The organism is Microbacterium sp. (assembly GCF_051953575.1).
Taxonomy (GTDB): domain Bacteria; phylum Actinomycetota; class Actinomycetes; order Actinomycetales; family Microbacteriaceae; genus Microbacterium.
The window spans coordinates 14,382-31,296 of the sequence record NZ_JBQCIP010000197.1 but is presented as its reverse complement, the minus strand read 5'-3'; the positions used below and the strand labels follow the sequence as shown (position 1 = coordinate 31,296).

The 16,915-nt window shown below is 69.5% G+C and carries 15 protein-coding genes and 1 pseudogene; 13 read left to right on the top strand and 3 right to left on the bottom strand.

Going from position 1 to position 16,915, the window contains the following annotated elements:
* Positions 1–363, bottom strand: a pseudogene (locus ACTHNQ_RS12130) (ABC transporter substrate-binding protein); the annotation flags it as partial.
* A gap of 450 nt (positions 364–813) precedes the next feature.
* Here ACTHNQ_RS12130 and ACTHNQ_RS12125 point away from each other — a divergent pair.
* The 3 genes from ACTHNQ_RS12125 to ACTHNQ_RS12115 are packed head-to-tail and all read left to right on the top strand — an operon-like array spanning position 814 to position 3,049.
* The gene (locus tag ACTHNQ_RS12125; protein ID WP_440333715.1) at positions 814–1,428 is read left to right on the top strand and encodes a phage integrase central domain-containing protein; all 615 of its coding nucleotides are present in this window, start codon (positions 814–816) and stop codon (positions 1,426–1,428) included.
* Positions 1,425–2,645, top strand: a complete 1,221-nt coding sequence (locus ACTHNQ_RS12120) for an acetyl-CoA C-acyltransferase (protein WP_440333713.1) — start codon at positions 1,425–1,427, stop codon at positions 2,643–2,645. Before ACTHNQ_RS12125 ends, ACTHNQ_RS12120 begins: the two co-directional genes overlap by 4 nt.
* A 2-nt stretch (positions 2,646–2,647) precedes the next feature.
* Positions 2,648–3,049 (top strand): PaaI family thioesterase, encoded by a 402-nt coding sequence (locus ACTHNQ_RS12115; RefSeq protein WP_374978256.1) that lies wholly within the window; start codon positions 2,648–2,650, stop codon positions 3,047–3,049.
* A 22-nt stretch (positions 3,050–3,071) separates the two neighbouring features.
* Here ACTHNQ_RS12115 and ACTHNQ_RS12110 read toward each other — a convergent pair whose 3' ends face one another.
* Both ACTHNQ_RS12110 and ACTHNQ_RS12105 read right to left on the bottom strand, forming a co-directional pair.
* Positions 3,072–4,091 (bottom strand): dihydrodipicolinate synthase family protein, encoded by a 1,020-nt coding sequence (locus ACTHNQ_RS12110; protein ID WP_440333711.1) that lies wholly within the window; start codon positions 4,089–4,091, stop codon positions 3,072–3,074.
* A gap of 14 nt (positions 4,092–4,105) precedes the next feature.
* On the bottom strand, positions 4,106–5,119 hold the full coding sequence (locus tag ACTHNQ_RS12105) for an ornithine cyclodeaminase family protein (RefSeq protein WP_440333709.1): 1,014 nt from the start codon (positions 5,117–5,119) through the stop codon (positions 4,106–4,108).
* Positions 5,120–5,229: 110 nt separating this feature from the next.
* Between ACTHNQ_RS12105 and ACTHNQ_RS12100 the strand changes: the two genes are divergently transcribed.
* From ACTHNQ_RS12100 to ACTHNQ_RS12055, 10 genes are all read left to right on the top strand, one after another.
* A complete protein-coding gene (locus ACTHNQ_RS12100) occupies positions 5,230–6,606 on the top strand; it encodes an aldehyde dehydrogenase family protein (RefSeq protein WP_440333707.1) in 1,377 nt (458 codons plus the stop codon).
* A 54-nt stretch (positions 6,607–6,660) separates the two neighbouring features.
* A complete protein-coding gene (locus ACTHNQ_RS12095; protein WP_440333705.1) occupies positions 6,661–7,566 on the top strand; it encodes a LysR family transcriptional regulator in 906 nt (301 codons plus the stop codon).
* 125 nt (positions 7,567–7,691) lie between these two features.
* Entirely contained in the window at positions 7,692–9,200 is a 1,509-nt protein-coding gene (locus ACTHNQ_RS12090; protein WP_440333703.1) for a bifunctional 3-(3-hydroxy-phenyl)propionate/3-hydroxycinnamic acid hydroxylase, read from the top strand.
* 9 nt (positions 9,201–9,209) lie between these two features.
* A complete protein-coding gene (locus tag ACTHNQ_RS12085) occupies positions 9,210–10,151 on the top strand; it encodes a VOC family protein (RefSeq protein ID WP_440333701.1) in 942 nt (313 codons plus the stop codon).
* 10 nt (positions 10,152–10,161) lie between these two features.
* The gene (locus ACTHNQ_RS12080) at positions 10,162–11,163 is read left to right on the top strand and encodes a fumarylacetoacetate hydrolase family protein (protein ID WP_440333699.1); all 1,002 of its coding nucleotides are present in this window, start codon (positions 10,162–10,164) and stop codon (positions 11,161–11,163) included.
* Entirely contained in the window at positions 11,160–11,987 is an 828-nt protein-coding gene (locus ACTHNQ_RS12075) for an ABC transporter substrate-binding protein (protein ID WP_440333697.1), read from the top strand. Before ACTHNQ_RS12080 ends, ACTHNQ_RS12075 begins: the two co-directional genes overlap by 4 nt.
* A gap of 93 nt (positions 11,988–12,080) precedes the next feature.
* Positions 12,081–13,370 (top strand): oxidoreductase, encoded by a 1,290-nt coding sequence (locus ACTHNQ_RS12070; RefSeq protein ID WP_440333695.1) that lies wholly within the window; start codon positions 12,081–12,083, stop codon positions 13,368–13,370.
* 9 nt (positions 13,371–13,379) lie between these two features.
* On the top strand, positions 13,380–14,087 hold the full coding sequence (locus ACTHNQ_RS12065) for an EthD domain-containing protein (RefSeq protein WP_440333693.1): 708 nt from the start codon (positions 13,380–13,382) through the stop codon (positions 14,085–14,087).
* Positions 14,088–14,164: 77 nt separating this feature from the next.
* Positions 14,165–15,010, top strand: a complete 846-nt coding sequence (locus ACTHNQ_RS12060) for an SDR family NAD(P)-dependent oxidoreductase (protein WP_440333691.1) — start codon at positions 14,165–14,167, stop codon at positions 15,008–15,010.
* Between the two features lie 97 nt (positions 15,011–15,107).
* Positions 15,108–16,913, top strand: a complete 1,806-nt coding sequence (locus ACTHNQ_RS12055) for an FAD-dependent oxidoreductase (protein ID WP_440333689.1) — start codon at positions 15,108–15,110, stop codon at positions 16,911–16,913.
* Positions 16,914–16,915 lie beyond the last annotated feature (2 nt).

Below are 16,915 nucleotides of genomic sequence, written 5' to 3'. Positions count from 1 at the left end.
CACGTCGTCGCGCAGATCGATGACGAGCGTCGTCGGGTCGGCCCACTCCACGTCGGTGGCGAGGTTGGGCTCGATTCCGAAGGACGGATCGGTGAGAAGCAGGGTCTCGCACATGTTGGCGACGACGAGAAGCGCCGAGTCGGTCGCTGCCTTGCTCGGGTCGATCGACGTCGGTTCACCCGTGTGGATCCCCCACGTGACGTGGTCGACCGCCTTGGTGCCGGCTGGGGTGGTCTCCACGAGATCTGTGGGATCGAACGTCGACTTCGGTTGCGGTTCGCCGCCTCCGCCGGCGCAGCCGGCGAGGATGAGGCCGGCAGCGACGGCAGCCGCGCCGATCGCGAGGATCCTGGTCCTTCTCATGGGTGTCGCTCTCTTTCCTCTACGCTGTGATGCCGTCGCGGACTGTCGGCCGGGTGACGGCGATCGGGATGGAGCAAGGGTCCGTCGCGGGCTGACGGTCACCTCCCCGTCCTCGGCGTCTTCGCCTTGACCCGACCGATGCTAGGGAAAAGGCCCGCGCCGCAGTGACAATGTTCCGTCCTGCGGTACGGTCGCGAGGCACTCCCAGTGCAGTTTGCATCCAGGGTTGAACGGCGGCGCGCAGGACGGGCGCGCCTCGGCACGGGCGTTTTCGGCGATCGTCAGTGTGCATTCACACGGCCCGCACAGGACCGCACGCACGGCGTGCTCGTCCGTCGGCCATTGCTCGGCCGGATGGTTGACGGATTCCGCGTGACAGAGGTGGCAGAGGTAAGACGCGCCGCAGCGGGCTACTTGATCGCGATGACGTCCAAGGCTGCGGAGTAATGGATGCACGCGATGATCCGGGAACGCGACTCCCTCGGCATGATGATGAACCGGTCCACGCGGGTCGCGGAACTCGTCGACGCCTGGCTGGCCGATTACGCAGAGCGGGCGAAGTCGAAGACGCTGACCAACTACCGCTCCGAAGTGCGCACCAAGCTCCTCCCCTCGCTCGGCCGCAGGGTCGTGTCTGAACTGACCCCGGCGGATGTGCGGCGGATGCATGCCGCGATCCGCGCGTCGGAGGCCGGGTACTCCAGCGTCGCCAGCGCCCACCGCACCCTGGTCACCATGCTCGAGTACGCGAAGTCGGAGCGTGTCATCAGCGGCGAGAACGTCGCGATGCTCGCCCCGCCCCGACGCGGCCGGGTCGGCAACGCCAAGGACTCGTTCACCCACGAACAGGCCAAGGCACTGCTACGGGCGGAGGATGCCCAGGTCACGCTCGGGCTGCTCACCGCTTGCTTCGACGACGTAGAAGGGGTTGGTGGCGATACCGGCCCCGGTCCCGGCGAGGGACCGGCCTGCACGCCCCGTGCTGGTCCCGCCACCGAGAGCGCGCGGGGCTCTCACCGCAATACGATACGATGCGTACAGCATAGTGGTGGGAGCTCGGGATGAACCGCGAAGTGCATGACCGTGACGCCGTGATCGTGGCCTACCGTCGAACGCCGTTCGGCCGGGCGCGCAAGGGGTCTCTCGCATCCGAGCGACCCGAGGACCTTGCCCTGACCGCCGTCAGGGCGGCGCTCGCAGCTGTCCCCGAACTCGATCCCCACGGCCTGGACGACTTCTATCTGGGCACAGCCGTGCCGGAGGGTGCGCAGGGTGACAACATCGCCCGCAGGGTCGCCGTCTACGCCGGCTACGACGCACTGCCGGGCGCGACGATCAACCGCTTCTGCGCGTCTTCGCTGCAGGCGCTGGCAACCGCGGCGCAGGCCATCCGCTCCGGCGACGGCGACGCGTTCCTCGTAGGCGGCGCGGAGTCCACGAGCAGCACTCCCCCCGTGCCGAAGGACATCTATCCCGGCGGCGAGCCGGCGGCCGAGCGGGTCGATGCGCTCCTCGCATCGGGCGCCCCGTGGCGAGATCCGCGCGAGTCCGCTCTCACGCCGGACGTCTACGTCGCCATGGGGAAGACCGCGGAGCTCGTCGCTCGCCAGACCGGCACGACACGCCGGGACCAGGACGAGTGGGCGCTGCGTTCACAGCGCCGCGCCCACGCCGCACTCCAATCGGACTTCTTCGCCGCCGAGATCGCACCGCACCTCCGCGCAGACGGAACCAGGGTCACCGCCGACGACGGCCCCCGACCCGATACGACACTCGACGTGCTGGCGTCGCTGAACCCCGCCTTCCTGCCGACGGGGACGGTGACGGCGGGCAACGCCAGCCCGCTCAACGACGGCGCGTCGGCGGCGGTGCTCACCAGCGGGCGACGCGCGCGGGAGCTCGGACTGGTGCCGCTCGCGCGCGTCCTCGGCGTGTCGGCGAGCGCGCTGTCACCCGAGATCATGGGCCTCGGCCCCGTCTCGGCCACCCGACGGCTGCTCACTCGATTGGGCCTGTCGATCGACGACGTGGATCTCGTCGAGCTCAACGAGGCGTTCGCCGCGCAGGTGGTCCCGGTGGTCCGCGAGCTGGGTCTGGACCCCGAACGCGTGAATGTGCACGGCGGCGCGATCGCCCTCGGCCATCCGTTCGGCGCGACGGGCGTGCGGCTGGCCGGAACGCTGATCAACGCGCTGCGAGAACGCGACGGGCACATCGGCCTGGCGACGCTGTGCGTCGGTGGCGGTCAGGGCATGGCTCTGGTCATCGAACGGCTCGCGTGACCATGGGCACGATCGATCCGTTCATTCGCGAGCTGACCTCTGACGAGCCGGTGCTCGACTGGTTCGGAATCACCATCCACGAGGCCCATGACGGCGTCGCCGTCGTCACGCTGACCGTGGACCCCCAGCAGGTGAACGGCAACCGGATGGCGCACGGCGGCGTCGTGTTCGCCGTGGCCGACCAGGCGTTCGCCATGGCCGCGAACACCGTCCTGCGCTACGCCGCCACCGCCGATGCGACGATCCAGTACCTGGCCCCGACCCGTGCCGGCGACCTGGTGACCGCGCGGGCGCGAACGACGTACCACGACGAGCGACGCGCGGTGATCGACGTCGAGGTCGTCGCCTCCGGCCGGGTCGTCGCGATGTACCGCGGCACCGCGCGGGCGACTCGACGAGAGTAGTCGCCCGCGCGGGCACGAGTCGTCAGGCGCTGACGCGACCTCGCACGAACTCGCTGTCGGGCAGATCGGTGACCGGCAGTCCCGACGCGATCAGCGCCTGGCGCGCCTGCCTCATCAGCCGATCGGGGATGCGGGGGGCCGGTGCCCGCAGTGCTCCGCCGTTGAACCCGGCGAGCCACTCCTGGTACTTCCACCCGGTGCGGTTGATCACGGTCGTTCCGACCGCCGAGCCGACGAGAATGGCCGTGTTCGCGGCGCGCGCGGGAGCGACCTGCCACCAGAGGCTCATCGCTTCCTCCCACCGGCCGTAGCGGGCGAGCTCGAAGGCGCGCGGGAAGTAGTCGCTCATCCAGTGGGTGTTGCTCGTCCCCGAGAACTGGAAGTCGAGGACGGACATCAGCGGGATCGTCTCGCCCTCGATGGGGCACGAGATCACGACCTCGTCGCGGAAGTGGTGGTACATCTCCATGATCCCCGGGATCCCCGGATTGCCCTGCTCGGCTTTGATGGCGACGATGTTCGGGATCTCATCGAGCACGGTCCGCACCCACGGCACGGGCATCCCGGCGTTGTCGATGCGCTCGAATCCCCACGCGGGCAGCCCGAAGAGCATGACGCCGAGATCGGTGGAATCGGCGAGCTGCTTGGTGTAGTCGAACACCTCGTCGAGCGACGTCGGCCAGAAGGCCGTCGGATACGACAGCAGCACGCTGTCGACGCCCTCCTTCTCGGCGAGCGCCAGTGCGTGGATGTTCTCCTCGAGCGTGTTGAACGCCGCATGGAAGAACAGCTGGAAGTCGGGGCCGCCCGCTTCGCGAGCGACCGCGGTCACCCGCGCGTTCTCTTCCGGGGTGATGTTGAGCTCGGTGACCAGCAGCGTGCCGGCATATCCGAGTTCCTTGAGCTTGAGGATGTCGTGGCGGATCGCGTTCTCGTTGATCCGCGAGAAGTCGGCGGAGTACGAGGGCATGGTGACAGCGATGCACCCCTTCCAATGCTCACGCGCCCAGTCGCGCGCCTGACTCTTGGTGTAGTCGACCATGTGTGTGTTCCTTCTCACTTGCGTGTGGTGACGATTCCGACCGGCAGCACCGTGCCGATGCCGCGCTCGCGCGCGAGATCGACGAGCGCTTCGGCGACGACGACGTCTTGAAGCCCCGAGCCGGTCGATTTGTAGATCCGGATGCCGCGCTCCGTGTCGACGGTCCGCTCTTGCAGCAGCACCGCATTGAGGGAGGCCGTCAGCGCGTCGACGTCGACGCCTGCCTCGCGCGCTGCGATGAGATCGCCGCTGCCGTTCACGACCTCGTCGACGGTGTCCGCGACGATCAGGTCGGCTCGGGCGAGCAGATCGGCGGGCAGTTCGCGTTGCCGGGGAGTGGTGGACCCGATCGAGACCACTGTGGCGTGGCCGGACACCCACTCCGCAGCGACCGTCGGCGTCTCGTTGCGCGAGCGGGCCGCGCACAGGATGAGGTCTGCGTCGCGGGCGGCCTCCTCGGCGGATTCCACCGGCTGCACCGGAACGCCGAGAGATTCCGCGAAACGCGCGGCGAACCGCTCCCGGTTCCCGGGCGTCGGGCTGTAGACCGCGACCGATGCGAACTGCGCCACGAGGGCCAAGGCTGCGGTGTGCGACTGGGCTTCGAATCCCGAGCCGATCACCCCGACACGGAGCGCACGCGGCGGCACGAGCACCTCGGTCGCCACCGCGCTCGTGGCCGCGGTTCTCAGGCCGGTCACGCGATTGCCGTCCACGAGCGCGACCAGATCCGCCGTCTCCTTGTCGAACAGCGAGATCAGATAGCTCACCCGCAAGCCGTCGGCGAAGGTGCCGTTGATCGACTTCGCCCCGAAGAGCCGCCCACTACCCGGCACCGACGGCATCACCCGCATCCACTCGCGCCCGGAATCGGCGAAGATCCGGCCGGGATTGCGGCCGTCATCGACGGGGGCACGGTACGCGGCGCGCACGGCGGCGATCGCCCGCGGCAGATCGGACAGCCGCTCCACGTCGGCGTCCGTCAAGAACATCGGCGGCGCCGCCGGCGTCTGGGGATCGTTGGTCACTCGTCGCACTCCCTCGTGGCCCATTGCGGCCTGCTGTACAAATCATACACGGTACGTTTCGTATCTAATAGGTGTACAGTGATGTCACCCCACACAGCGAGGAGTGTCCCATGGCGATCGCCACCGTCAATCCGACGAGCGGGAAGACCGAAGTCATCATGGACCCCCACACCCCGGCAGAGGTGAGCGCCCGGATCGCGGAGGCGAGCGCCGCCGCCGCCATCCTGCGGCGCACCACGTTCGCGCAGCGAGCGGAATGGATGCGGCGGGCGGCGGGCTTCCTCGACGAGCACGCGGAAGGGCTCGGCGAGCTCATCACCGTCGAGATGGGCAAGCCGATCACCCAGTCCCTCGCCGAGGTCGCGAAGTCGGCGAGGGCGATGCGCTTCTACGCGGAGAACGCGGAGAGGTTCCTCGCGGATGCTCCCCTCGACGATCCCACCACCGTCAACGCCGCGCGAGCCTGGACGCGGTATGAACCGCTGGGCGTGATCCTGGCCGTGATGCCGTGGAACTATCCCCTGTGGCAGGTCATCCGCTTCGCCGCACCCGCCCTGATGGCTGGGAACGCGGGGCTGCTCAAGCACGCCTCCAACGTGCCGCAGTGCGCGATGGCATTGGACTCGCTGTTCGAGAACGCCGGCTTCCCCGCAGGCTCGTTCCGGACGCTGCTGATCGGCGGGGGCGACGTCGCCGACGTGCTGGCCGATCCCCGTGTCGCAGCCGTCACTCTCACCGGATCGGAGCCGGCCGGCCGCTCCGTCGCCTCGATCGCCGGTCGGCATATCAAGAAGGCGGTGCTCGAACTCGGCGGATCGGACCCGTTCATCGTGCTGCGCTCGGCCGACGTCGCGGCAGCGGCGCAGACGGCGGTCCGGGCGCGGGTGAGCAACAACGGCCAGTCCTGCATCGCCGGCAAACGCTTCATCGTTCACACCGACGTCTACGACGACTTCGCACGGGAGTTCACCCGGCTGATGTCGGAGCTGGTCGTCGGCGACCCGCTGGACCGCGCGAGCGAGATCGGCCCGCTGGCGACCGAGGCAGGCCGCGCCGAGCTGGCCGAGCTCGTCGAAGACGCGCGCCAGAAGGGTGCCACGATCCTCACCGGCGGGTCTGCGCCCGATCTTCCCGGGTGGTTCTACTCCCCCACGGTCGTCGCAGACCTTCCCGACGACGCCCGCCTGATCCAAGAGGAGGCGTTCGGCCCCGTCGCTTCCCTGTACCGCGCCGCGGATGACGACGATGCGCTGCGCATCGCGAATCAGACCGGTTTCGGCCTGTCGAGCGCCGTGTGGACGACCGACCCCGACGAGGAGGAGCGCTTCGTCGCCGAACTCGACGCGGGGGCCGTCTTCATCAACGGCATGACGGTGTCGCACCAGGAGCTGCCGTTCGGCGGGATCAAGCGCTCCGGATACGGACGCGAGCTGGCCGCTGTGGGACAGCGTGAGTTCTGCAACCTGAAGACCGTCTGGAAGGCTTAGCCTGAGAAGTCGTCGGGGTCGACGTCGCCCCGCGCTCGCGAGAGGTGGGTGCATGTGGCCGCGCCGGCGGATTACAACCTGCTGAAGCCGCTGCGCGCGCTTCTGGAGGAGCGCAGCGTCACCCGCGCCGCCGCCCGAATGCACGTCTCGCAGCCGGTGATGTCGCACCACCTGTCCCGCCTGCGCGCGCACTACGGCGACGTGCTCCTCATCCGCCGGGGCAATCGCCACACCCTGACCCCGCTGGCCGAGCGCCTGCTCGCCGCCCTCCCCCAGGTGCTCGCAGAAGCCGATCAGCTGTTCCAGCTGCAGGGCCGCTTCGATCCCGTGACCAGCACCCGCACGTTCACCATCGCCGGCGTGGACTACGCTGTCGCGCGGATCGCCCCCGCGCTCAGCGCCATCACCGCCCGCGAGGCTCCGAACGTCCGCTTCGAGTTCCCGCCCGTCGACGCTCGGCTCGTGAACGGCTTCCCCGACTCGATGCGCACGATCGACGCGGTCATCCTCCCCCACGGCTATCTCGTCGATCAGCCCCATGTCGATCTACCGCTCGAGCGATGGGTCTGTCTCGTGGATGCCGCGGCGGGCGTCTCGGAGGAACCGACGGTCGATGAGCTGCTCACTCGACCCTGGGTGCAGAATCTCGCGGCGAGAGAGGACATGAACCCCGCGCGGCGGCAACTGCAGTTCCGCGGCATCGAGATCGCGGTGGCAGCGGTGACGCCGCACTTCTTCGTGATCCCCTCGCTCATCCTCGGGACGGACCGGGTGGCAGCAGTACCCGAAGGCCTCGCCGCCATGGCGATCACGATGCACCCGCGCTTGCGCGCGTTCAGCCCGCCGCTCGATCTGGCCCCCGTGCACGACGCGTTCTGGTGGCTTCCCGACCGCGAGCACGATGTCGAGCACGTGTGGTTCCGCCGCCTTCTTCGCCGGGTGGCGGAATCCGTCATCTGATTTTCGGATGACGGTTATGAGCCGTTGGTCGTTACGCGATCACGGATGTCGTTGCATAGTGGGTCTGCAGGCACACGTATCCAGGAACCGATACGATCCGTACTGAACACGAAGGAGTGTTTTCCGTGACTTTCGATGTCGATGTGGTGGTGGTCGGAGGCGGGCCGGTCGGATCGACGGCGCTTGCGCTGTGCGGCCGAGCGGGGCTCAGCGCCGTCGCGTTCGAGAAGGACGTCGACCTGTGGCCCACCGCCCGCGCCGTCCACTTCGACGGCGAGACGATGCGCACGCTGCAGAGCCTCGGCGTCGCCGCCCGATTCCAGCAGGTCACGATCCCCATGCGCGACGTCGCGATCCTGAACGAGGCAGAAGAGGTGCTCGTCCACGCTCCGACCGACCGGATCGGCGAGCAGGGCTGGAACGACCACATCAGCTTCCACCAGCCCGACGTCGAGCAGCTCCTCCGCGAAGTCGTCGCCGACACGCCCGGTGTCGCGCTGCGCTGCGGCGAGACGGTAACCGACGTCGCCGACACCGACGACGGCGTCGTGGTCACCTCGATGGATGCAGGCGGCGCGCTGCGCATGACGCGCGCCCGCTGGGCGATCGTCGCGGACGGCGCCCGGTCGGGGATCCGCCATCGATTGGGCATCGAGAGCGACAAGTACGGCGAGGACGCCCAGTGGCTGGTTGTCGACGGCCAGCTGGTGGACGCACCCGGCTACGAGGCCGACATGATCCAGTTCGGCCGTTACACGCGCCCCGCCCTGTGGCTGCGGCTGCCCGGCGACCGCGTCCGCATGGAGTTCATGCTGATGCCCGACGACGACCCCGCCGAGATCGTCACGCCCGCCGCGGTCGAGCGCATCAGCCGGGGCGCCCTGCCGGCCGACAAGTTCACTCCCGACCGGCAAGCCATCTACACGTTCCGCGGGCGCATCGCACGCGAGTGGCGGCGCGGCAACATCTTCCTCGCAGGCGACGCCGCCCACCAGGCGCCTCCCCTCTTCGGTCAGGGCCTGTGCGCCGGCATCCGCGATGCAGCCAATCTGGTCTGGAAGCTCGATCTGGTCGCGCGCGGCGCAGCGGACGAGAGCCTGCTCGACACCTACGAGAGCGAACGCAAGCCGCACGCCACCTTCTGGGTCGAGACTGCTGCGAACCAGGCCGTCATCATCCAGACGACCGATCCCGAGGTCGCTCGCGGTCGCGACGAGTACATCCGTGCCCACCCGGGCTCGTCGGCGGTTCCCGAGCCGCCGGCGCTCGGGCCAGGCCTTCACGCCGGCGAGCACGGCGGGGGCGGAAAGCTCGGACCCCAGCCGATCCTCGCAGACGGCATCCGGCTGGACGACATGGTCGGATCGCACTTCCTCGTCGCCACGGAGCGCGCGCTCTTCGACGATCTCTCGCCGGCACTGCGCGCGGCTCTGGAGGACGACGCCGAGACCGTGACCCTGCTGGATCCGGCCAAGGTGTCGGACCTGCTCGCGACGCTAGGCGCCCGCGCCGCCGTCCTGCGCCCCGACCACTACACCCTCGGCACCGCCGGGACCGCACCGGAGCTCGAGCGGCTCCTGCTGATGATCCCCTCGCTCGCCGGCGCCGCAGATCTCACCGCTGAATCGCGTTAGGAGCACATCATGTCGTTCAGCCCCATCACCCACATCCGCCACTTCGACATCGCCGTCCCCGACTTCGAGAAGCAGATCGAGTTCTACAAGAACCACTGGGGACTGACTGTGCAGCACGACGACGGCGACGTCGTCTACTTCGCTGCGGAAGGCTCGCCCGAGCAGTACATCACCCGCGTGCGCCGCGCCACCGACAAGCGCCTCGACCTGCTCGCCTTCGGCGCCGCCGACCGTGAAGCGGTGGACGGCCTCGCCGGGGCCCTGGCCACGGCCGGCGTGAAGCTGGTCTTCGAGCCGACCGATCTGCAGACCCTCGGCGGCGGGTACGGGTTCCGCTTTTTCGATCTGGAGGGCCGCACGGTCGAGGTGTCCACCGATGTCGAGGTTCGCCGGCACCGCAAGATCGAGAAGCGCGAGGCGATCCCGGTGCGCCTGTCCCACGTCGTGCTGAACTCGAATCGACCCGAAGAGATGCGCGCCTGGTACGAGAGGCACCTCGGATTCCGCCTCTCCGACACGCTCAACCACCCGCACGTCGGCGACCTCTTCTACTTCATGCGCTGCAGCTCCCAGCACCACTCGATGGCCATCGCCCGCGGTCCGCACGCGTCGCTGCAGCACGCCTCGTTCGAGATGCGCGGCATCGACGAGTACATGTACGGTAGCGGCCGCATGATCCGTGCCGGCTACCGGAAGATCTGGGGACCCGGCCGTCACCGCGCCGGCGACAACACGTTCACGTACTTCATCGACCCCAACGGCAACACGATGGAGCTGACGACCGAGCTCGAAGAGCTGGACGAGGACTCGTGGCACCCGCACATCTACGACGTGCAGCAGCCCGAGACGTCCGACCAGTGGGGAACCGGTGGCGACATGGACGAGTTCATCACCAAGGAGATGTTCAACGACTCCGATGACCGTCACCTCTTCGTCGCCCCGCCGCTGTGAGCCGCGAGCGATGACCTCCTTCGCGATCGCCTCGCTCCAGCTCGACGGGGAGGTCATCCCCAGCGTCGTCCACGACGAGCGCGTGTTCGACATTCGTGCCGCTCTCCCCGCCGTCGCGCGCACCGCCGACCTGTTCCCCGACTGGGACCGCAATCTCGACGTGCTGACCGCGCACCTCGAGCGCGGCGCCGACCCCGTCGGCGACGCCGAGGCGCTCCTCGCCGATCGCGCAGGACGGATGCTGCCGCCCGTGCAGCCGGTAGGTCCGGTGCTCGCCGCGGGCGCGAACTATCGCGAGCACATCATCCAGATGAGCGTCGCCCATGGCCTCGGCTCCGACGGCGCTTCGCCGGAGACGCTGCGCGCCGACGCCGCCGCTGAGATCGACGAGCGCGTGCGCCGCGGCGACCCGTACATCTGGACCGGTCTGCCGTCGGCGGTATCGGGCGCCCGCGACGACGTGGTGCTTCCCGACGTCGGACGCGACGTGGACTGGGAGCTCGAGCTCGGCGTCTACATCGGTCGCGCTGCGCACCTCGTGGCCGCCGATGACGCGCTGCGGCACGTCGCCGGGTACACGATCGTGAACGACCTCACCGTGCGCTCGCTGGTGCCTCGCGACGACATGGCCAAGATCGGCACCGACTGGTTCCGCGCGAAGAACCAGCCGGGCTTCTTCCCGACCGGGCCCTGGCTGGTGCCGGCCCGCTTCGTGCCCGACCCCGGCGTGCTCACGATGCGACTCCGGCTCAACGGGCAGGTCATGCAGGACGCCACGAGTGCAGACCTTGCGTTCGACATCCCTGCGCTGCTCAGCTACGCGTCTTCGATGGCCGTGCTGCAGCCGGGTGACCTTCTCATCACCGGCTCGCCCGCGGGCAACGGCTCCCACTGGGGACGCTTCCTCGCCGACGGCGACGTGATGGAGGCCGAGATCGCGGGCCTGGGCACGCAGCGCAACGCGGTGCGCGGCCCCAGCGGCCGGCTGCCGCCCTGGCAGGCGAGTCGATGACGCTCAGGCAGAGCCAGTTCGTTCCCCCGGTCCCCCTCATCGTCGCCGAGGCGTACGGTCTGCTCGACCACGTGGCGCTGAGCACGCGGCGCACGAGCGGCAGCCCGCAACAGCTCGCCGAGTTGCTCGCAGGCGAGATCGACCTCGCAGTGACCGCCATCGACAATCTGTTCGCCTGGGTTCCGGCGGGAGCCGACGTGCAGCTCGTGGCGCAGATCGAGAGCACCACGCCGCTCAGCGTCTTCGGGATCGGCGATGCGACGACGCTGGCGGAGCTGACGGGCCGGCGCTTCGCGGTGGATGCCGCCGCCAACGGATTCGCGCTGGCGGCCCGCTGGCTGCTCGAGCAGGCGGGCGTTCACGACGTGCGATTCCTCGAGGTCGGCGGGGTGAAGGAGCGTCTGGAGGCCCTGCTCGAAGGTCGCGCCGATGCCACTCTGCTCGGACCGCCGTTCGACGCGATGGCGGTCGACAACGAGGCGATGCTGCTCGGCAGCGTGCCCGAGATGATCCCGGGGTACCCCGGGCAGGGGCTCGTGGCACGCGCCGACGCGATCGGGTCGGGGGAACTGGCGGCGTACCTCGAGCTGCTGCAGGTCGCCACGAGGATCGCGAACCGGCTCGAGGTCGCCGAGGGCATCGAGTTGCTGGTCGCCGCCGGGTTCGGCAAGGCTGCCGGCTCGGCGTGGGCGACCCGCCCGCGCTCGTTACGCGTGCCCGCTTCCGGCCTCGAGGTGCTCACGAGCGTGCGGTCGGACCTCGACCTGCTCCCTGCCGCGGTCGATCTGGCCGACCTCTGCGCCCCCGACTGCCTGGTGAGGTGATCCCGCGTGTCCACCCCGGCACGCGAACCTCGATCCGATACGGGTCGTAGCGTACGCTTAGACCATCTCGCGTCCGACGAAGGGACAGCCGTGATGACGACCGCCGGCATCGCCGACACTCTCGGAGCTCCCCTCAGGGTCAACTCGGTCACGATCAAGAACCGCATCGTCCTCGGCCCCATGGCTGTGCTGCGGCCGACCGCCGACGGGCGCGCCAGCGACCAGTCGATCGCCTTCCTCGAGCGCCGGGCGCGGGGCGGGGTGGGACTGGTGATCGTGGGCGGCGCGGTCTCGAGCGCACGAGGCTGGAACGAATCGCCGTTCACGCCGAACCTCCGGTTCGACGGCGACGAGTACATTCCCGACCTCGCCCGCCTGGTCGATGCGGTGCACGGGGCCGGCGCGAAGGTCTTCGCGCAGATCTTCCCGAGCTTCGGCCGCATGGGGGTTCCCCGGGGCGGCGCACGACTCATCGCCGCGAGCCCGAAGCCCGTCGTGCTCGGGGCGCAGGGGCTCCCCGACCACGTCTACGTCCCCGGCGGCAGGATCACGCCCGTGCCGGACGAGGCCACGGCGGCCGACATCGCGCAGATCCAGGCCGACACCGTCGCCGCCTCGCTGCGGGCGAGGGCGGCCGGATTCGACGGCATCGAGATCGGCGCTCACATGTGCTATTTCTACTCGTCGTTCCTCTCGCCACTGGCGAATCAGCGCACCGACGGGTACGGCGGCAGCGCTGAGAACCGGGCGCGCGCGCTGAGGGACGCCGTGGCCGCCACGCGCGTCGCCGTGGGTCCGCACTATCCGATCGGCATCCGCGTGAGCGTCAACGACCACATGCCGGGCGGTCAGGGACCCGAAGGCTTCGCCGAGGTCGTCGCGCACATCGTGCCGGCCGGGCTCGACTTCGTCTCGCTGAGCGAGGCCAACTACGAGTCGATGGCGGCGAACGTCCCTTCGAGATCGGGAACGATGCTCGATCACCACGAGCCGCAGATCTTCCGCGCCGCCCTGGGCGACATCCCGCTCTTCCTCTCCAGCACGCCCGATCCCCAGCAAGCCGCCGACGCGATCGCGGCCGGTCATGCCGACGCCACCATGCTGGCGCGGCAACTGCTCGCCGATCCGGATTACGCGAACAAGGTGGTCGGCGATCGCCTGTCCGAGATCGTCTGGTGCGACCACGGCAACTCCTGCCTACGGCGTCTCATGACGAACGTGCCCGTCGCCTGCCACAAGAACCGGGAGATGGGGAGGGAGGATCCGCACGCGGCGCGCGCGACCCTGCCCCAGAACGCGCTCATCTGGGCATCCGGCAACGCCCTGCTGATGAAGATCGCCGACACCGCCGCGCGGATGCTTCCCGCGCGCCCGACCCACTGAGGACACGCGATGACCCCCGCATTCAAGCTGGTCCTGCTCCTCCGCTCGAGCGGCACGCACGACACCGGCTCGTTCATCGACGCCTGGACGAGACTCGACCTCGAGAATCCCATCGACGCCCCCGGCCTCCTCGCTGCGGCCTTCAACGGGCCGGTGGCCGGTCGCGTCCCCATCTCGCACATCGGTGCGGCGCCGTTCGACGCCGCGCTCGAGACGTGGTGGGCACGCAAGAACGACGCCGCCGATTGGGTCGTCTCCCGCGCCTTCAGCGACGACTGGCTGCCCCGGCGGCTGGCGATCCTGGCGGCACGACCGACGGGAATCGGAGGAGCCCCGCAGGTCCTGTGGGAGAGCGACGCCCTCGTCCCGCCCGACGCCGTCAAGGTCTTCACGCTGCCGGTGTCGCGACGCCGCATGCGATTCGTCGAGTTCAGCTCCCACTGGACAGGACAGCACGCGCAGCTCGCCCTCGAGGGGCCGGGCACCCGTGAGCGTCTGCTCCGCCTCGAGGACACTCCCGCACCCCTGGGCGCGAGCACCCGCCTCCAGCACAGCCGCTACGACGGCGTCGGCGCTCTCACCTTCGCGTCGCTCGACGCGCTCGATGAGGAGTTCGCGACCGAGCACTACCGCGACAAGGTCGCCGACGACGAGCTCACGTTCACCGAGCCGGAGTTCTCGGCCGGCATCCTCACTCGGGAGATCTGCCGGATCTGACGTCCCGTGCGAAGCCCCGGTGTCGCGCGGTCGCCCGCGGCACGTCGGTACAGACGCGGCGACCGGAAGGGAAGATCATGGCCGGAAGGCTGGAGGGAAAGGTCGCCGTCATCACCGGCGCGGCGAGCGGGATCGGTCGTGCCACCGCCGACCTCTTCGTGGCGGAGGGGGCTCGTGTCATCGCCGCCGACATCGATGACGAGCGCGGCGCGGAGCTCGAGAGCGTGCACGGGGACCGACTCCGCTATCGGCATGTCGATGTCACGAGCGAAGCCGCCATCGCCGCAGCGGTCGACGCCGCGGCGGCGGAGTATGGGCGGCTCGACATCATGTTCAACAATGCAGGCGCCCCCGGTGACCCCGCGCCCGTGCTCGAGCTCACCGCCGAAGGATTCGATCGCACGCTCGCCCTGCTCGCGCGCTCGGCCCTGCTGGGGACGCGATTCGCGGCACAGCAGTTCCAGAAGCAGGAGTCGGCGGGCGCGATCATCAACACAGCGAGCTCGGCCGGGCTCCAGGGCGGGTGGAGCACTGCCGGCTACACCATCGGCAAGCACGCCGTGATCGGCGCGACGCGCCAGTCGGCCGCCGAACTCGGACCGCTGGGCATCCGGGTCAACGCGATCGCCCCCGGCATCATCCGCACGCCGATCATGGCGCGCAGCTTCGGGGTGCCCCTCGAGCGCGCCGAGGAGTTCGCGGAGTTCCTCAACGCCCGCCACGGGCGACTGCAGCCCATCGGGCGGCTTGGCCTCCCCAGCGACATCGCGGAGGCGGCGCTCTGGCTCGGGAGCGACGCCTCGACGTTCGTCACGGGGATCGTCCTGCCCGTCGACGGCGGCGCCACCTCGGTCTACGCAGGGGCAGCGACGACGGATGTGTTCGACGCCGTCCAGGCGTTCCTCTCGCAGTCCGAGGGTTGACGCACGGGGCCGGCCCACGAATATAATCGAAACGTATCGTTTCTTATGCGGCCTCGCCGCAGGTCACGTCGATGAACAACTCGAAGAGGAGTCGTCCATGTCCATACCCACCCACCCGCCCGTGGTGGCCGCGTCGGCGGTCGAGTCCTGGACGTGCGAGGCCGATGTCATCGTCGTCGGCGGCGGGGCCTCCGGATTCACGGCCGGACTCGTCGCCGCGGACGCGGGATCGCGCGTCCTGCTCCTCGAGAAGGCGGACGCGATCGGCGGCACGTCGGCGAAGTCGGGCGCGGGCATGTGGGTGCCGGCGAACCGGCACATGCGCGCGGCGGGCATCGAGGACCCGCTCGATCGATGCCTGGTGTTCCAGGCCCGCACGTCGCGGCCGCACCGCTTCGCACCGTCCAGCCCGACACTGGGCCTGGAGCAGTGGGAGTACGACCTGCTCCACACCTTCACCCACCACGCCGGCAAGGCCTTCGACGCGCTCGAAGACATGGGGGCGATGCACACGATGTGGATGCCCGCCTTCCCGGACTACTACCCGCAGCTCGTCGACGGACACCTGACGACGGGCCGCGTGCTGGTGCCGATCCAGCCCGACGGGGCCGCCGGCCAGGGCATCGAGCTCATCCGTCAGCTGAGCGCCGCATTCACCGAGCGCGGCGGTGAGATACGGGTCGCGCACCGGGTGGTGAGCGCCGTCGTGGACGACGACGCGGTGGTCGGCGTCATCGCGACCACGCCAGCAGGAGAGGTCGCCCTGCGCGCGCGCCAGGGCGTCGTCTTCGCCTCCGGCGGATTCACCCACAACGCCGAACTGCGCGACAACTTCCTGCCGCACCCGGTCTTCAGCGGGTGCGCGGTGACCACGAACGAGGGCGACTTCATCCCGATCGCCGAGAGTGTCGGCGCGCCGCTTCGCAACATGAACAACGCGTGGAACTCGATGGTGCTGCTCGAGCACGCGGTCACCGACTACCCGATCATGGTGGCCACGTTCGAGATCGTCGGGCGCAGCATCCTCCTCGTCAACCGCGCCGGGAGACGCGTGGCGAACGAGAAGCAGGTCTACTCGGAATCGTGCGCCGTGCTCGCCGAATGGGACGGCACGCGGGCCGAGTACCCGAACCTGCCTCTAATCGCGGTGTGGGATCAGACCAACGCCGACGAGTTCGGCGGCCTGATGCTCGACGGCGGCATGATGCCGGCGTCGGGCGCAAGCGACGCCGAGCGTGCGCACGTGATCTCTGGCGCGACGCTGGAGGAGCTCGCACAGGGCATCCGGGAGCGCTTCGCGACGTACGCCGACCACATCGGCGGCGTCGCCCCCGCCGCTGACTTCGAGGACCGCCTGGCCGAGACGATCCAGCGGTTCAACGAGTTCGGGCGCAACGGCCGCGACGAGGACTTCCACCGCGGCGAGGCGCCCATCGAGCAGTACCTGCAATCTTTGCAGGAGGCGGCCGCGTCGATCGGCGAGGGCGCCGGCTTCATGGAGGCGAACTCGTCGCTGCAGTCGCAGTCGTGGACGGTCGACGGGCAGGAGGCACCGCAGGGCCGCCTCGCGGAGCGCATCCCCGGTGCCGGGCTCGCGAGCGCCACCTTCGCGCCGCTCGCGGACGAGGGTCCCTACTACGCCGCACTGCTGGTGCCGGGAACGCTCGACACCAAGGGCGGACCCAAGACCGACGTCCACGGTCGTGTGCTCGATCACCTCGAACGGCCGATCCGCGGCCTCTACGCGGTCGGCAACTGCGCGGCCTCGCCGTCGGCGCACGCGTACTGGGGAGCCGGCGGCACACTCGGACCGATGATCACGTTCGCGTGGCTGGCCGGACAGCACATCGCCGCGTCGTCCTCCACGGACGCCGTCGCGACCGCCGCCGAAGCGATCCGATGAAC

What these genes read in the sequence shown, in the direction of transcription:
- ACTHNQ_RS12125 (WP_440333715.1), top strand. Translation starts at nt 814, where the DNA reads ATGCACGCGATGATCCGGGAACGCGACTCCCTCGGCATGATGATGAAC.
- ACTHNQ_RS12120 (WP_440333713.1), top strand. Translation starts at nt 1,425, where the DNA reads ATGAACCGCGAAGTGCATGACCGTGACGCCGTGATCGTGGCCTACCGT.
- ACTHNQ_RS12115 (WP_374978256.1), top strand. Translation starts at nt 2,648, where the DNA reads ATGGGCACGATCGATCCGTTCATTCGCGAGCTGACCTCTGACGAGCCG.
- ACTHNQ_RS12110 (WP_440333711.1), bottom strand. Translation starts at nt 4,091, where the DNA reads ATGGTCGACTACACCAAGAGTCAGGCGCGCGACTGGGCGCGTGAGCAT.
- ACTHNQ_RS12100 (WP_440333707.1), top strand. Translation starts at nt 5,230, where the DNA reads ATGGCGATCGCCACCGTCAATCCGACGAGCGGGAAGACCGAAGTCATC.
- ACTHNQ_RS12085 (WP_440333701.1), top strand. Translation starts at nt 9,210, where the DNA reads ATGTCGTTCAGCCCCATCACCCACATCCGCCACTTCGACATCGCCGTC.
- ACTHNQ_RS12080 (WP_440333699.1), top strand. Translation starts at nt 10,162, where the DNA reads ATGACCTCCTTCGCGATCGCCTCGCTCCAGCTCGACGGGGAGGTCATC.
- ACTHNQ_RS12075 (WP_440333697.1), top strand. Translation starts at nt 11,160, where the DNA reads ATGACGCTCAGGCAGAGCCAGTTCGTTCCCCCGGTCCCCCTCATCGTC.
- ACTHNQ_RS12070 (WP_440333695.1), top strand. Translation starts at nt 12,081, where the DNA reads ATGACGACCGCCGGCATCGCCGACACTCTCGGAGCTCCCCTCAGGGTC.
- ACTHNQ_RS12065 (WP_440333693.1), top strand. Translation starts at nt 13,380, where the DNA reads ATGACCCCCGCATTCAAGCTGGTCCTGCTCCTCCGCTCGAGCGGCACG.
- ACTHNQ_RS12060 (WP_440333691.1), top strand. Translation starts at nt 14,165, where the DNA reads ATGGCCGGAAGGCTGGAGGGAAAGGTCGCCGTCATCACCGGCGCGGCG.
- ACTHNQ_RS12055 (WP_440333689.1), top strand. Translation starts at nt 15,108, where the DNA reads ATGTCCATACCCACCCACCCGCCCGTGGTGGCCGCGTCGGCGGTCGAG.